This window comes from Mesorhizobium sp. M1428, assembly GCF_040317515.1.
In the GTDB taxonomy this organism is placed as follows: Bacteria; Pseudomonadota; Alphaproteobacteria; order Rhizobiales; family Rhizobiaceae; genus Mesorhizobium.
In genome coordinates, this window is record NZ_JAMYKT010000005.1 from 296,966 (window position 1) to 311,769 (window position 14,804).

Here is a 14,804-nt window from a genome sequence, read left to right on the forward strand (position 1 = left end):
AGCCCGATCCCACGAAAGCAGAAATTCAAAAAACCGCGTCGGCGCCGTTTGGCGCCCGGAGATGCGGAGGTTTGGCGTATTTGGCGGCCCTGTAGAGGGGCGGCGACCGGCAGCGGCGAAATGCCTGCCCTCGGTTCAGCCTTGCCGCGAGGCTATCTCGCGGCGCACTGACCAAGACCTAGGCTTCGCGGCCTCGCATAACGATGTCAAATCCTGGCATTCGGTTCCTCCTGAAGGAGAATCGCGGAGAGGCGTTTATAGAGACGCCTCAACGCCGCGCCAAGTCAGTAGATAGCCGAAAGCGCATCTGGTCCAACCAGTGAGGCGATTTTGCAACAACGGCCGGTTGTACGCCGCCTCTGTTCAAATTGCCGGGATACGGTCGAGGCGCATATAGCGGCCGTCCGTGGAAGGCCTGAAGCCGAGCTTCTCGTACAGGGAGTGTGCGTCGTTGGTCGACAGGCTCCAGTGGGTGACAGTCTTGCAATCCGGATGATCGATAAGCGCCTGGACAAGCCGGGTTCCGATGCCTTGCCCGCGATGCTCCGGCCAGACGATGACATCGGCTAGATAGGCAAATACCGTACGGTCGGAAATCGCCCGGCCAAAGCCTACCTGATTGCCGACGACATAGGCGCCGACGCAAAGCGAGTTGGCAAAGGCGCGGCGATGCAATTCGTCGCTGCGGCCACTGCCCCAATAGCTCTCCTTCAAAATGTCGGACGTCGCCCGGAAGTCGATCCGCGACAGGTCGAAGCTGATCTCAAAGTTGGCCATGGCTAAACCGTTATGCAGCCAATCGCCTACCCGCCATCCCTGAACCGGTTGGTGATGGGATAACGGCGGTCGCGGCCAAAGTTCTTCCTGGTGATCTTCACGCCGGGTGCCGCCTGCCGGCGCTTGTATTCTGCGACGTAAAGCAGGTGCTCGACACGCGCCACCGTCGCCCGGTCATGGCCGCGGGCAACGATCTCGTCGACGCCCATCTCGTTCTCGACCAGGCACTCCAATATGTCATCGAGCACTGGATAGGGCGGCAGCGAATCCTGGTCGGTCTGGTTCTCACGGAGCTCCGCCGAGGGCGCCTTGTCGATGATATTGTTCGGGATTACCTCGCCGGACGGACCTAGCGCGCCCGGCGGCACATGCGCGTTGCGCCAGCGCGACAACGCATAGACCTGCATCTTGTAAAGATCCTTGATCGGATTGAAGCCGCCATTCATGTCGCCGTAGAGCGTAGCGTAGCCGACCGACATCTCGCTCTTGTTGCCAGTGGTGACGACCATCGAGCCGAACTTATTGGAAATTGCCATCAGGATTGTGCCGCGTGCACGGCTCTGCAGGTTCTCCTCGGTAATGCCTTCCTTGGTGCCTTCGAAAAGCTGCGTCAGCGCGTGCAGGAAACCTTCGACCGGCTCGAAAATCGGCACGATATCGTAGCGGCAGCCGAGCGCGCGGGCGCAGTCCTCGGCATCCTTCAGCGAGTCCTTCGAAGTGTAGCGGTAAGGCATCATCACGGCGCGCAGCCGTTCCTCGCCGAGCGCATCGACGGCAAGTGCCGCGCAGATCGCCGAATCGATGCCGCCGGAGAGGCCGAGCACGACATTCTTGAAACCGTTCTTGTTGACGTAATCGCGCAGGCCCAACATGCAGGCGCGGTAGTCGGCCTCCTCCTTCTCCGGGATTTTCGACATCGGTCCATCGGAGCAGACCCAACCCTCGGAATTATTTCCATTTTGCGCGCCTGCGGCGACGCGGCTTCGCTTCCAGGTGGTGACGTTGACCGTCTCCTCGAACTGGCTCATCTGGAAGGCCAGCGTCTTGTCAGCGCCTATGGCAAACGATGCGCCATCGAAAACCAGCTCGTCCTGGCCGCCAAGCTGGTTGGCATAGATAATCGGCAGTCCGCATTCGATGACCTGGCGGATGACGATCTGGTGGCGGACATCGACCTTGCCGCGGTAATAGGGCGAGCCGTTCGGGACCAGCAGGATTTCCGCGCCGCTTTCGGCCAGCGTCTCGCAGACGGCAACCTCGCCCCAGATATCTTCGCAGATCGGCACTCCCACGCGCACGCCGCGGAAATTGATCGGCCCCTGGATCTCGGGGCCGGCCTGGAAGACGCGCTTCTCGTCGAACTCACCGTAATTCGGCAGATCGAGCTTGTAGCGTTCGGCAAGGATCTTGCCGCCATCAGCAAAGATGATCGAATTGTGCGTGCCGGTCTTGCGCTTCAACGGCGTGCCGATAATGAAACCCGGGCCGCCGTCGGCGGTATCGCCAGCGAAATCCTCCGCCGCTCGCTCGCAGGCCTTCAGGAAGGCTGGCTTCAGCACCAGATCCTCAGGCGGATAGCCGGAAAGGAAAAGCTCGGTAAACAGCACGAGGTCGGCGCCCTGGCGGGCGGCATCCGCCCTCGCCTCGCGTGCCTTGGCAAGATTGCCGGCGACGTCGCCGACCGTCGGATTGAGCTGGGCGACGGCGATGCGCAATATGTCTGGAGCGGTCTTGTCTGTCATGCCCGTGGGTTTAGCGCGGCAAAATTCGTCGGGCAATGGCGTTCGTTTGGACCAAACAGTCGATCCTATTCGCCCATATATTCGCGCAAGGCTTCCGGCGGATGGTTCTCGCCGATCGACATTGCCAGAATGCGCGAAATGTGTCGGCGCGGCAGCCCGGTTTCCGCCGCCCAGGCGTTGATCTGCGCCTGGATCCTGCCCAAATCCGTCTTCGACGTCGGGCTCTCCGCAATGTCGAGCCCCGCATCACGCAGCGCTGCCGCCATGTCGGCCGAGACGATGAAGGCGTCCCAATCCAGCCAGCGCAGAAAATACTGGCCAGTATTGCCGCCGAGCCGGCTGCCGTGCTTGCTGAGATAGGCCATCAACCCGACCTGGTCATCCGCCGGCCAATTGGCCAGGAACTTGCCGAAGCTGCCATGCTCCTTCGACACGCGCTCGACGAAGGCTGCGTTGTCGCGTACGGACTTGATCTTCTGCGGATTGCGCACGATGCGCTTGTCGGCGGTGAGATCGTGCCAGAAATCGTCAGGCTGGAACAGCAGCCGCTTCGGTTCGAAGCCAAGAAATGCTTCCTCGAAACCCGGCCATTTCTGCTCGATGACGCGCCAGACAAAGCCGGCGGCAAAGACCCGCTCGGCCATGGTCGACAGGATCCGGTCGTCCGCAATCTTTGCTACCGCGGCATTGTCGGGCATAGGACCCAGCAGCGACGTCAGCGCTGCCTCACCGCCTTTGCGCTTCGCTGCACGGGCGCGAATTTTCTGAAAATCCACCATTGTTTCCTGACCCCATCGCGTCAATCTACCACTTCCCGTATGAACCGGCAGCTTCTACCTCATCGCTGACGACGGAGGCGAGGATGAACAAAACGATCGAGGACCTGGCAAGCCGCTGGCTGAAGCGAAAGCCGGACGGCCTCAGCGCGCTCGAAAGCCGGGTGCTGCAATCTACGCTCGAGGGCACCACGATCTCCAAGGACACCAACAAGGCCGTCGCCTTTCACCAGACGTTTGGAGATCGCTTGGCCGACACCATCGCCCGGATCGGCGGCTCGTGGTCCTTCATCCTGGCATTCCTTGGCTTCCTGATCCTGTGGACGGCAGGCAATGTCTGGCTCTTGTCGCGCGCCGCCTTCGATCCCTATCCCTTCATCTTCCTCAATCTCGTGCTTTCCATGGTCGCCGCCCTGCAGGCGCCAGTGATCATGATGGCGCAGAACCGCCAGACGGAGCGCGATCGAATCGACGCCGCCCACGACTATGAGGTTAATCTCAAGGCCGAGATCGAGATCATGGCGCTACACGAAAAGCTCGACGAACTGCGCCACAGCCAGATCATCGGCATGCGGGACGAGATCGCCCGGCTGGCAGAGCAGGTGAAGCGCATCGACGACATTCTGTCGAAGCAGCGAACGTCTTCATGACGGAAGTCATCCATCGTCTCATTGAGCAATATGGATTGGTCGCGGTCTTTCTGGGCTGTGTCGCCGAAGGCGAAAGCGCCGCAATTCTTGGCGGTTTTTTCGCGCATCAGCATGTCTTCGTCCCGTGGCAGGCGTTTCTCGCAGCCGCGCTCGGCGCCTTCGGTGGCGACACGTTCTTCTTCATCTTGGGACGGAGCTTCGCCGATCATAAATTCGTGATCAGGCTCCGAGCCCGGCCGGGCTTCAGCCACGCCTACCGCCTTGTCACCTCTCATCCCAACATTTTCGTGCTGTCGAACCGCTACATCTATGGCCTGCGCCTGGTCGGCGGAATCGCGGCCGGGCTGTCGGGCATCGCCGCGGCGCGCTTCATCATCCTCAACGCCATCTCGTCGGTAGTCTGGGCGGCACTGTTCTGCACTGTCGGTTATGTCTTCGGGCTGGGCGCGGAGCGCATCGTTGGCCAGGCGCTGGCCCGCCACGAGCGGTTGCTGATCGCTCTGGCAATCGGCCTCGTTGTGGCCATCCTCGGCTGGCTCGCGGCCCATATCGTCGCCAAGAAGGAACTCCACAAGGGAAGCTGACCGTCAATCAATGCCGAGCGCGCGATCACCCTTCTCGAGGATCAGTGGAATGATCAGGTCTTCCTCGTCGGCAAGATGCCGGGTCAACATGGCGATCAGCCGGCTGTTCTCGTCAGCATAGGCATCGGCGGCGAAACGCTGTTTGTCTTCGCTCTCCTGAAGCGTGCGGATGAAGGCATTTGCCGCCTGGGCATTGCGCTCCAGTCCCTCATGGATTGCGTGGTGATCGGCATCGAGAATCTCGAAGCCGCGCTTCAGACGGGTCTCGGCCCTTGCGAAGACCGGGAAATAATGATGGTCCTCGACATTGTGGTGGCCGTCGAGATTGCCGAGGAAATGGTTGAGGCGCGGCGCGAACCAGCGCGCGAATTCCGGCGCGTTCAGCCTACCTTCTCGATAATCGCCAATACCATTGGTGAGCATGCCGCCAAGCTCGCGGAACAGGTCGTGCCGCTGCAGCCACATGTTGGCCATGCCGTGGATGTTGGCATGCGCCTGCCAATCCTCGCGCGGATATTTCTCGACCAGCCAGCGAAGATCGTCCGGCAGGCCCTCACGTTCAAGCAGCAGAAATCCGGCGGTATCGGCCATATCGGTCCCCTTAGACCATGATCCCGAAAGTGTACCTCAGATCGGTGCCCCTACGATCCGCTCGATGACGGCGACGCCCCAGACGCCGGCAGCGATCACCACCGAAATCAGCACCGCCAGCGAACCGCAATCCTTGGCCAGTTGGATATCGATGTTGAATTCACGGCTGAACGCGTCGCATGCCGCCTCGATGCCGGTGTTCAGCACCTCGATCATGATCATGAGCAGCACCGCGCCGATCAGCAGCGCATAGCCGCGCCACGATTCCGAAAGGAACCAGCCGAGCGGCAAGGCAAGCACGAGCAGTGTCAGCTCCAGCTGGAAGGCGGCCTCGCCGGTGGCCAGTTTGCGAAACGCCCGCACCGAATTGTAAAAAGCGTCGATCAGCCGCTGCATGCCAAAACCCTTCGGAATCACCGGCAGGGGATTAGCGCAATGGCTGGACCAAGGGAATAAGGCGACCTCTTCAAAATCAGTCGCCCGCCACCTTGATCGACGGCGTCGACTTCTCGAACTGCGGCAGCCCGTCATCGAGGGCGTAATAATCCCCCTTGTCGCCGACGAAGATATGGCATTCTCCTTGGAGCCCGGTTGGCGCGTCGAACAGGCCTGCCATGACCGAAACGTAGCCATCGTCGCTCGGCTTCCAGAACAGCAGAGAGCCGCATGTCTTGCAGAAGCCGCGCCTGGCGAACGAAGAAGCCTCGTACCAGGTGATGCTCTCCGCGCCGGTGATTGTGATGTCGCGGTCGGCAACGTTGGTCGCCGCATAGAAATGCCCGCTCTGCTTCCGGCACTGCGAGCAATGGCAGTAGATGACACCGCGCAGCGGTCCTCGTGTTTGGAACCGCACTGCCCCGCACAAGCATGATCCGATGTGACTGTCAGCCATGTCGGCCTCCCGATACAATTGCCATCGCCTGGCAGGATTCCAGTTTTGCGCGCGTTAGGCACGAGCAAATGCGACACCGGCGGGATTGAATACAAAAAGCGCCGGTTTTCGCCCGGCGCTTTTTCAATGACATCAAAGTTCAGATCGTATCAACCGTTGACGGCCTGCTTGTGCTGGACCGGATGGGTCTTCTTGAGCAGATCGGAGACCAGGAACGCCAACTCGATCGCCTGGTCGGCGTTAAGGCGCGGATCGCAATGGGTGTGGTAGCGATCCTGCAGCTCTTCGGCGGTGATGGCGCGGGCGCCACCTGTGCATTCGGTGACGTTCTTGCCTGTCATCTCGATGTGGATGCCGCCTGGATGCGTGCCTTCGGCGCGGTGCACCTCGAAGAACGTCTGCACCTCCTTCAGGATGCGGTCGAACGGCCGTGTCTTGTAGCCGGCGGCTTCGATGGTGTTGCCATGCATCGGGTCCGACGACCACACAACGCTGCGGCCTTCCTTCTGCACCGCGCGCACCAGCTTGGGCAGATGGTCAGCGACCTTGTCCGAGCCGAAGCGGGCGATAAGCGTCAGCCGGCCGGGCTCGTTCTCCGGATTGAGCAGGTCGATGAGCTGCAACAGGCCGTCCGGCGTCAGCGACGGCCCGCATTTCAGACCGAGCGGGTTCTTGATGCCGCGGCAATATTCGACATGCGCATGGTCGGGTTGGCGCGTGCGGTCGCCGATCCAGATCATGTGGCCGGAGGTGGCGTACCAGTCGCCCGAAGTCGAATCGACGCGGGTCAGCGCCTCTTCATAACCGAGCAGCAGCGCCTCATGGCTGGTATAGAAATCGGTCTCGCGCAGCGCATAATTGGTCTCCGAGGTGATGCCGACGGCCTTCATGAAGTCCATCGTCTCGGTGATGCGGTTGGCGAGCGACTCGTATTTCTCGCCCTGCGGGCTGTCGGACACGAAGCCAAGCATCCATTGATGTACGTTCTCCAGGCTGGCGTAGCCACCCTGGGCGAAGGCACGCAAAAGGTTGAGCGTCGCTGCCGACTGGCGGTACGCCATCTCCTGCCGCGCAGGATCGGGAATGCGTGATTTGGCATCGAACTCGATGCCATTGATGATGTCGCCGCGATAGCTGGGCAGCGTCACACCGCCCTTGGTCTCATTGTCGGACGAGCGCGGCTTGGCGAACTGGCCGGCGACACGGCCGACCTTCACCACCGGCTGAGCGCCGGCGAAGGTCAGCACCACCGACATCTGCAGGAAGACGCGGAAGAAGTCGCGGATATTGTCGGCGCCATGCTCGGCGAAGCTCTCGGCGCAATCGCCACCCTGAAGAAGGAATGCGTCACCGGCAGCGACGGCTGCAAGCTGCTTCTTCAGCTTGCGTGCCTCACCTGCAAAAACCAACGGCGGAAAGGTAGCGAGCTGGGTTTCCGTGTTCCTCAGCGCGACAAGGTCCGGATAGGCAGGAACCTGCTGGATCGGCTTAGCTCTCCACGAATTCGGCGACCATTTCGTCATCGAAGCACCCAACGCTCTTTCAGGCGGACGCCATCGCCCGCCAATCCACCCCATATGGGGTCGCGGCTCCATACACGAAGCCGATTTCCTATTCTAGACCGGAATCTCAGCGCTGGCGAACGACGGCCAGCGGCGAAAGTGCCAGCGCGGTTGTTGTCCAGAGCACCAGCGACACCCGGCTACGCCGCCTTCTCCACCAGCCGCGCCAGCTGCGTCATGACAACCGCTGAGCCTGCCAGCCGCTTTTCGGGCGTCGCCCAGTCACGGCTGAAGACGACGCTCTGGTCGGGTCGGATCTTGGCCAGCGAGCCCTGTTCGCCGATGAGCTTGACCAGCCCGACCGGATTGGGGAATTCCCGCTTGCGGAAATGGATGACGACGCCTTTCGGCCCGGCGTCGAGCTTCTCCACGTTGGCCTTGCGGCAAAGCGCCTTGATGAAGACGATCTTCAACAGATGTTTTACCTCTTCCGGCAGCGGCCCGAACCGGTCGATCAGCTCGGCGCCGAAAGCATCGATCTCTTCCGTATTTTCGAGATCGCCAAGGCGCCGATAGAGCGCCAACCTGAGCTGCAGGTCCGGGACATAGCTTTCCGGGATCATCACCGCCGTGCCGACGGCGATCTGCGGCGACCAGCCGCCGTCCTGCACCTCGCCGGAATCCTTCACTTCGGCCACTGCCTCCTCCAGCATCTGCTGGTAGAGTTCGAAGCCGACCTCCTTGATGTGGCCCGACTGCTCTTCGCCAAGCAGATTGCCGGCGCCGCGGATATCGAGGTCGTGGCTGGCCAGCTGGAAACCGGCACCGAGCGTATCGAGCGACTGCAACACTTTCAGCCGACGCTCGGCCGTATCGGTGAGCTTGCGGTTGGCGGGCAGCGTGAAGAGCGCATAGGCGCGCACCTTAGAACGGCCGACGCGGCCGCGCAGCTGATAGAGCTGCGACAGGCCGAACATATCGGCGCGGTGCACGATCAGCGTATTGGCGGTCGGTATATCGAGGCCGGATTCGACGATTGTGGTCGACAAAAGCACATCGTACTGGCCGTCATAGAAGGCGTTCATGATGTCGTCGAGTTCACCGGGCGGCATCTGGCCGTGAGCCACGGCCACTTTCAGCTCAGGCACGGATTCGCGCAGGAAATCATGGATTTCCGCGAGATCGCTGATGCGCGGTACGACGTAGAAGGAATGGCCGCCACGGTAGCGCTCGCGCAGCAGCGTCTCACGGATGACCAGCGGATCGAAGGGGGAGATGAAGGTACGCACGGCCATGCGATCGACCGGCGGCGTGGCGATCAATGACAGCTCACGCACGCCGGTCAAGGCAAGCTGCAGCGTTCGCGGGATCGGCGTCGCCGACAGCGTCAGAACGTGGACCTCGGTCTTGAGATCCTTCAGCCGCTCCTTGTGCTTGACGCCGAAATGCTGCTCCTCGTCGATGATCAGCAGGCCGAGATTCTTGAATGAGATCGCGGAGCCGAGCAGTGCGTGCGTGCCGATGACGATGTCGACTTGGCCCTCGGCGACGCCCTTCTTGGTCTCGGCCAGTTCCTTGGCGCCGACCAGCCGCGAGGCCTGGGCGACGCGGATCGGCAGGCCGGAGAAGCGCTGCGAGAAGGTCTTGAAATGCTGGCGCGACAACAATGTCGTCGGCACCACCACCGCGACCTGAAAGCCTTCCATCGCCGCGATGAAGGCGGCACGAAGCGCGACTTCGGTCTTGCCGAAGCCGACATCGCCGCAGATCAGCCGGTCCATCGGCTTTCCAACGCCCAGATCATCCATGACCGAATCGATCGCCGTTTGCTGGTCGTCAGTTTCCTCATAGGGGAAACGCGCTGCAAACTCGCCATAGAGGCCGTCCGCCGGCACCAGCGCCGGTGCGGCCCGCATTTGCCGCTCGGCGGCGATGCGGATCAGCTGACCGGCCATGTCGAGCAGGCGTTTCTTCAGCCGTGCCTTGCGCGATTGCCAGGCGCCGCCGCCAAGCTTGTCGAGCGTCGCCTCGGCCGAATCCGAGCCATAGCGCGACAGCAGCTCGATGTTTTCCACCGGCAAGAACAGCCGATCGTCGCCGGCATAGTGGATTTCGAGGCAATCGTGCGGCGCACCGACCGCCTCGATGGTGCGCAGCCCGATGAAGCGGCCAATGCCATGGTCGGCATGGACGACGATATCGCCTGAGGACAATGCCGAAGCCTCGGCGATGAAGTCGGACGCACGCTTCTTGCGCTTCGAGCGCCGGATCAGCCGGTCGCCGAGAATGTCCTGCTCGGCGACGACGACCAGTTTCTCCGTCTCGAAGCCGGATTCGAGCGGCAGCACGGCCAGTCCCGCCTGCCCTGGCTCAAGCTTTCCGGCTTCGGCAAGCGTCGCCACCGGCTTCAGATTGCCAAGGTGATGCTCGGCCAGGATCTGGCCGAGCCGGTCGAGCGAACCTTCAGTCCAGCCGGCGACGATGACACGGCGGCTTGCAGCGCGCTCGTCGGAAATGTGTTTGACGACGACGTCGAAGACGTTGGCGTTAGGGTCGGCGCGTTCCTCGACGAAGCTGCGACCATGGCGCGAGCCGGCATGGAACACCTTTTTCGCACCGGCATCGGGCGCGTCGAAGGAGGTGAAGTCGATGGCTTCGCGCGGGCCAAGCGAGGCAATCAGGTTCTCGGGCGACAGATAAAGCAAATCCGGCGGCACCGGCTTGTAGGGCACGGCATCCTTCAAGGCGCCGTCGGCCTGTTTTTTGCGCGCTTCGTAATGATCGAGAATCAGCGCATGGCGCTCGGCCAGTGCCTCATGCGCCAGATGATCAAACACCACGGGCGCATCCGGCAGGTAATCAAACACGGTTTCCAGCCGCTCATAGAAGAACGGCAGCCAGTGCTCCATGCCGGCAAACCGCCTGCCCTCGCTGACCGCCGCATAGAGCCCATCGTCGCGCGAGGGCGCGCCAAAGGCTTCGATGTAGGCGCGGCGGAAGCGGCTGATGGTTTCCGGCGTCAGCGCCACCTCGCTCATTGCCTGTAGCGCCATCGACTTGCGCTGGCCGATCGTGCGCTGCGTTGCGGTATCGAAGACGCGGATCGATTCCAGCGTATCGCCGAAGAAATCGAGGCGCAGCGCCTCCGCCCATCCGGGCGCGTAGAGATCGAGAATACCACCGCGCACCGCAAATTCGCCGATGCCGCGCACCGTCGGCACCCGCTCGAAGCCGGAAGTCTCAAGCCGCGACACCAGCGTGTTCATGTCGATCTGGTTACCGGGCTTGGCGTGAAAGGTCTGCGCCTCGACGAGTTCCGCCGGCGGAATGCGCTGAAGCAAGGCATTCGCGGTGGTCAGAATGACGGCGCGGTGCGGCTTCTTCGCCAGCGCGATCATCGCTGCCAGCGCATCGAGCCGCCTTGCGGCGGCGTCGGCGCCGGGCGAGACGCGGTCGTAAGGCAGGCAGTCCCAGGCCGGCAGTTCCAGCACAGGCAGGCCCGGCGCGGCAAAGGCAAGCGCCTCGACGATCGCCGGCAGACGCTGGCCGTCGCGGGCCACGAACAGCACCGGCTTGTCCGGTGCGATCTCATGTGCAGCCTGCACCAGCGCAAAGGCTTCGTAGCCGTCGGCGACGCCATCGACGATGAACTGGCCGGCGCGGCCTTTCGGCAGACCGATCGTAGGGATAAGGCTCATGGCTACACGTTGTTCAGAAGGTCATGTCCCGGCGCGAAGCCAGGATTTTTTGCAGGACGGCACAGTCGACATCCGCCGGAACCGGGCGTTCGCCAGTGACGAGAGGCAGGAATTCGGTGTCGGGAATGTCGAGGAGCCTCTCATATTGGTCGATTTCGTCGCCGGTCAAGGCGCCGATCTCGGCATCGGCGAAGCTGCCGAGTATAAGGTCCATCTCGCGCATGCCGCGGTGCCACGAACGAAACAGAAGCTTGCGGCGGCGGGCATCGAGGCCCTCGCTTGATCGTTTCGTTCCCGTCATCGTGCAACATCCTTGCCCAGGCGGCGCATATAGCGTGGATAGAAGGCGGTGTCAGCCTTGCGCTACAGTCGCCGCAACATAAGCTGACATCATGCGTCCCTCCCTCCTCGATCCTCTGTTTGTCCCGATCACCTCGCTTGCTGGCGTCGGGCCGAAGGTTGGCGCGCTGATCGAAAAAGTCGTAACAGCCGACCTCGGCGACCGGGCCGCGCGCGCCGGGGACCTCTTGTTCGTGCTGCCGCATACTGTCATCGACCGTCGCAACCGGCCGGGCATCGCCGGTTCGGCCGAGGGCGCCATCGTTACGCTCGACGTACGCATCGACCGCCACCAGCCGCCGCCACGCGGCAACAGGTCGGTCCCGTACCGGGTCTACGCCCATGACGACACCGGCGAGATCGCGCTGACCTTCTTCCATGCTCATGCTGCCTATCTCGAAAAAGCAATGCCCGTAGGCGAGCATGTCGTCGTCTCTGGCCGCATGGAATGGTTCAATGGCCGCCCGACCATGGTTCACCCCGACCATATCGCACTTGCCGGCGACGCAGAAAACCTCCCGCCGGTCGAGCCGGTCTATCCGCTGACCGCCGGGCTCTCGGGCAAGGTGCTGCGCCGGGCCATCGGCCAGGCGCTGGCCCGCCTGCCGGTGCTGCCCGAATGGCAGGACGGTGAGTTCCGGCGCCGCCATGCCTTTCCTGCTTTCGGCGATGCGCTCAACCGCATCCACAATCCTGCCGACCCGATCGACGTCTCTGTCGACGGCGCAGCGTGGCGGCGCCTTGCCTTTGACGAGTTCTTGGCCGGCCAGGTATCGCTGGCGCTGGTACGGGCCAAGGTCCGCCGATTATCGGGCCGGCCACTCGTCGGCGACGGCCGCATAGTCGAACAATTGCGCGCGGCACTCCCCTATTCGCTGACCATGTCGCAGGAAATGGCGCTTGCCGAAATCAACTCCGATCTCGGTGACCCCGAACGCATGCTGCGCCTTTTGCAGGGCGATGTCGGCTCCGGCAAGACGGTGGTCGCGCTGCTTGCCATGGCGCGTGCCGTCGAGGCCGGCGGCCAAGCGGCATTGATGTCGCCCACCGAAATCCTGGCGCGCCAGCATCTGGCAACGATTGCGCCGTTGGCGGAACGGGCCGGCTTGCGCATCGCCATCCTCACCGGCCGCGAAAAGGGCCGCGAGCGCGCCGACACGCTGACCGGGCTGGCAAATGGCGACATCGACATCGTGGTCGGCACCCATGCGCTGTTCCAGGAAACGGTGACGTTCCGTGATCTTGTGTTCGCCGTCGTCGACGAGCAGCACCGTTTCGGCGTCCACCAGCGCCTTGCGATCACCGCCAAGGGCGATGCGCCCGACATGCTGGTGATGACGGCAACGCCGATACCGCGGACGCTGGTGCTAACTGCATTCGGCGACATGGATGTGTCGAAGTTGACGGAAAAGCCGGCCGGCCGCCAGCCGATCCGCACCGTCACCTTGCCGCTTGAACGGCTCGACGAACTGATCGGCCGCATGCTCGACGCCGTCGCCGATGGCCAGAAAATCTACTGGATCTGTCCGCTGGTCGAGGAATCCGAGGAGATCAAGCTGATGTCGGCCGAGGACCGTTTTGCCTCGCTGAAGCCGCTGTTCGGCGACCGCGTCGGCCTGGTGCATGGCCGCATGAAAGGCGCCGACAAAGACGAGGCGATGCGCGCCTTCAAGCAGGGCGACACCCGTATCCTGATCGCCACCACCGTCATCGAGGTCGGCGTCGATGTGCCTGATGCGACGATCATGGTCATCGAGCATGCCGAACGTTTTGGCCTCGCCCAACTGCATCAATTGCGCGGCCGGGTTGGGCGCGGCGACAAGCCTTCATCCTGCGTGCTCCTCTACAAGGATCCGCTCGGCGAGACGGCCAAACGCCGGCTGTCGGTGATGCGCGAGACCGAGGACGGCTTCCGTATCGCCGAAGAGGATTTGAAGCTGCGCGGCGAAGGCGAGTTGCTCGGCACCCGCCAGTCCGGCACGCCGGGCTTCCAGGTGGCGCGCATCGAGGCGCATGCCGACCTGCTCGAGGCCGCTCGCGACGATGCGCGGCTGATCCTGTCGCGCGATCCGGAACTGCAGTCCGAACGTGGCGCGGCGCTGCGCCTGCTGCTCTATCTGTTCGGCCGCGACGAGGCCGTGCGGCTGCTGCGTGCCGGCTGAGGCATCGTGCCAAGCGGAGGATTGGCAAGCGCGCCGTGGATCTGCTCGCCGTTCACCGTCACCATTTTGACCGCCGGCGCCACCAGGCCGGCCGACACGATCAGCTTGGCTCCGTCCTCGATTGTCATGTCGAGCAGCACAATGTCGGATTTCGGCACATACATCAGAAAGCCCGTCGTCGGGTTGGGCGTACACGGCATGAACACGGCAATCAGCGGATCGCCTTCCCGGTCGAGCTTCTGGTTGATCTCGGTTTCCTTCTCGCTGGCGACGAAAACCAGCGACCAGACCCCCTTGCGCGGATATTCGACCAACCCGACCTGGCGGAACATGTCGCCCTTGTTCGACAGCACGGTCTCGAAAATCTGCTTCAGCGAACGGTAGATGCCGCGCACCAGCGGCATGCGGCCAAGCAGGCGCTCGCCGAAATTGACGATGGCGCGGCCAACGATATTGGCGGTCATAAAGCCGATGAAGGTGATGAGGATCAGGGCAACGATCAGCCCAAAACCCGGCACTGGAAACGGCAGGTAAGTGTCCGGATTGTAGCGTACCGGAATGTAGGGTTTCACCCAGGAATCGACCCAGCCGATCAGCGACCAGGCAATGTAGGCAGTAATCGCCAGCGGCGCGCAAACGACGAAGCCGGTCAGGAAATAGTTTCTCAGCCGGGTCATGCCTGAGGTCTTGAGAGCATCCGACATGGTTCACCGCAGCGTGTGTTTGCAGCGCGACACTACTGAACCCGAAGGCGCTTTGGAATGGCGAAGTTTTTAAACGAGACCTATTCCACCGTTACCGATTTCGCCAGGTTGCGAGGCTGGTCGACGTCCGTGCCCATGAACACGGCGGTGAAGTAGGCGAGCATCTGGATCGGCAGCGCGTAGATGATCGGCGAGATGATTTCCGGCACGTCCGGCAAAACGATCGTCTCCATCGTCTTCACCGTAGCGTGTGCCGCGCCCTTGCCGTCGGTGATCAGGATGATCTTGCCGCCGCGCGCCGCCACCTCCTGCATGTTCGACACTGTCTTTTCGAAGATGCGGTCATGCGGCGCGATGACGATGACGGGCATGTTCTCGTCGATCAGC

General features: G+C 62.4%; 14 protein-coding genes. 3 read left to right on the forward strand and 11 right to left on the reverse strand.

Translation table 11 applies throughout. The annotated features are described in order from the left end of the window. Positions 1-363 precede the first annotated feature (363 nt). The 3 genes from NKG60_RS10295 to NKG60_RS10305 all read right to left on the reverse strand — a co-directional run bounded on the left by NKG60_RS10295 (position 364) and on the right by NKG60_RS10305 (position 3,298). Positions 364-777 carry a GNAT family N-acetyltransferase gene (locus tag NKG60_RS10295; RefSeq protein ID WP_352666463.1) on the reverse strand — a complete coding sequence of 138 codons (414 nt, stop codon included), beginning with the start codon at positions 775-777 and terminating at the stop codon, positions 364-366. Between the two features lie 26 nt (positions 778-803). Beyond that, on the reverse strand, positions 804-2,519 hold the full coding sequence (locus NKG60_RS10300; RefSeq protein ID WP_352666461.1) for an NAD+ synthase: 1,716 nt from the start codon (positions 2,517-2,519) through the stop codon (positions 804-806). Between the two features lie 65 nt (positions 2,520-2,584). Then, positions 2,585-3,298 (reverse strand): DNA-3-methyladenine glycosylase I, encoded by a 714-nt coding sequence (locus NKG60_RS10305; RefSeq protein ID WP_352666459.1) that lies wholly within the window; start codon positions 3,296-3,298, stop codon positions 2,585-2,587. A gap of 83 nt (positions 3,299-3,381) precedes the next feature. On the opposite strand from NKG60_RS10305, the gene NKG60_RS10310 reads away from it, so the two are divergent. Then, complete coding sequence (locus NKG60_RS10310) at positions 3,382-3,945, forward strand: DUF1003 domain-containing protein (RefSeq protein WP_352666457.1); 564 nt, start codon at positions 3,382-3,384, stop codon at positions 3,943-3,945. Next, positions 3,942-4,529, forward strand: a complete 588-nt coding sequence (locus NKG60_RS10315; RefSeq protein WP_352666455.1) for a DedA family protein — start codon at positions 3,942-3,944, stop codon at positions 4,527-4,529. Before NKG60_RS10310 ends, NKG60_RS10315 begins: the two co-directional genes overlap by 4 nt. A 3-nt stretch (positions 4,530-4,532) precedes the next feature. Here NKG60_RS10315 and NKG60_RS10320 read toward each other — a convergent pair whose 3' ends face one another. The 6 genes from NKG60_RS10320 to NKG60_RS10345 all read right to left on the reverse strand — a co-directional run bounded on the left by NKG60_RS10320 (position 4,533) and on the right by NKG60_RS10345 (position 11,513). Next, positions 4,533-5,120: a hemerythrin domain-containing protein gene (locus NKG60_RS10320; RefSeq protein ID WP_352666454.1), complete on the reverse strand. Its 588-nt coding sequence runs from the start codon at positions 5,118-5,120 to the stop codon at positions 4,533-4,535. A gap of 36 nt (positions 5,121-5,156) precedes the next feature. Next, on the reverse strand, positions 5,157-5,516 hold the full coding sequence (locus tag NKG60_RS10325; RefSeq protein ID WP_352666453.1) for a diacylglycerol kinase: 360 nt from the start codon (positions 5,514-5,516) through the stop codon (positions 5,157-5,159). A 76-nt stretch (positions 5,517-5,592) separates the two neighbouring features. Then, on the reverse strand, positions 5,593-6,012 hold the full coding sequence (locus NKG60_RS10330; RefSeq protein ID WP_352666451.1) for a GFA family protein: 420 nt from the start codon (positions 6,010-6,012) through the stop codon (positions 5,593-5,595). A 149-nt stretch (positions 6,013-6,161) separates the two neighbouring features. Then, positions 6,162-7,535, reverse strand: a complete 1,374-nt coding sequence (locus NKG60_RS10335) for a class II 3-deoxy-7-phosphoheptulonate synthase (RefSeq protein WP_352491633.1) — start codon at positions 7,533-7,535, stop codon at positions 6,162-6,164. Between the two features lie 179 nt (positions 7,536-7,714). After that, positions 7,715-11,212 (reverse strand): transcription-repair coupling factor, encoded by a 3,498-nt coding sequence (gene mfd / locus NKG60_RS10340; protein ID WP_352666448.1) that lies wholly within the window; start codon positions 11,210-11,212, stop codon positions 7,715-7,717. A gap of 13 nt (positions 11,213-11,225) precedes the next feature. Continuing rightward, positions 11,226-11,513 (reverse strand): FAD assembly factor SdhE, encoded by a 288-nt coding sequence (locus NKG60_RS10345; protein ID WP_352666447.1) that lies wholly within the window; start codon positions 11,511-11,513, stop codon positions 11,226-11,228. Between the two features lie 91 nt (positions 11,514-11,604). On the opposite strand from NKG60_RS10345, the gene recG reads away from it, so the two are divergent. Beyond that, positions 11,605-13,713: an ATP-dependent DNA helicase RecG gene (recG, locus tag NKG60_RS10350; protein ID WP_352666445.1), complete on the forward strand. Its 2,109-nt coding sequence runs from the start codon at positions 11,605-11,607 to the stop codon at positions 13,711-13,713. Here the strand turns inward: recG and NKG60_RS10355 are convergent. Continuing rightward, the gene (locus NKG60_RS10355; protein WP_352491637.1) at positions 13,665-14,417 is read right to left on the reverse strand and encodes a DUF502 domain-containing protein; all 753 of its coding nucleotides are present in this window, start codon (positions 14,415-14,417) and stop codon (positions 13,665-13,667) included. The two genes, recG and NKG60_RS10355, sit on opposite strands and share 49 nt — an antisense overlap. An 80-nt stretch (positions 14,418-14,497) precedes the next feature. Continuing rightward, positions 14,498-14,804: SIS domain-containing protein (locus NKG60_RS10360; RefSeq protein ID WP_352974899.1), on the reverse strand; the 307-nt coding region annotated here is incomplete at its 5' end.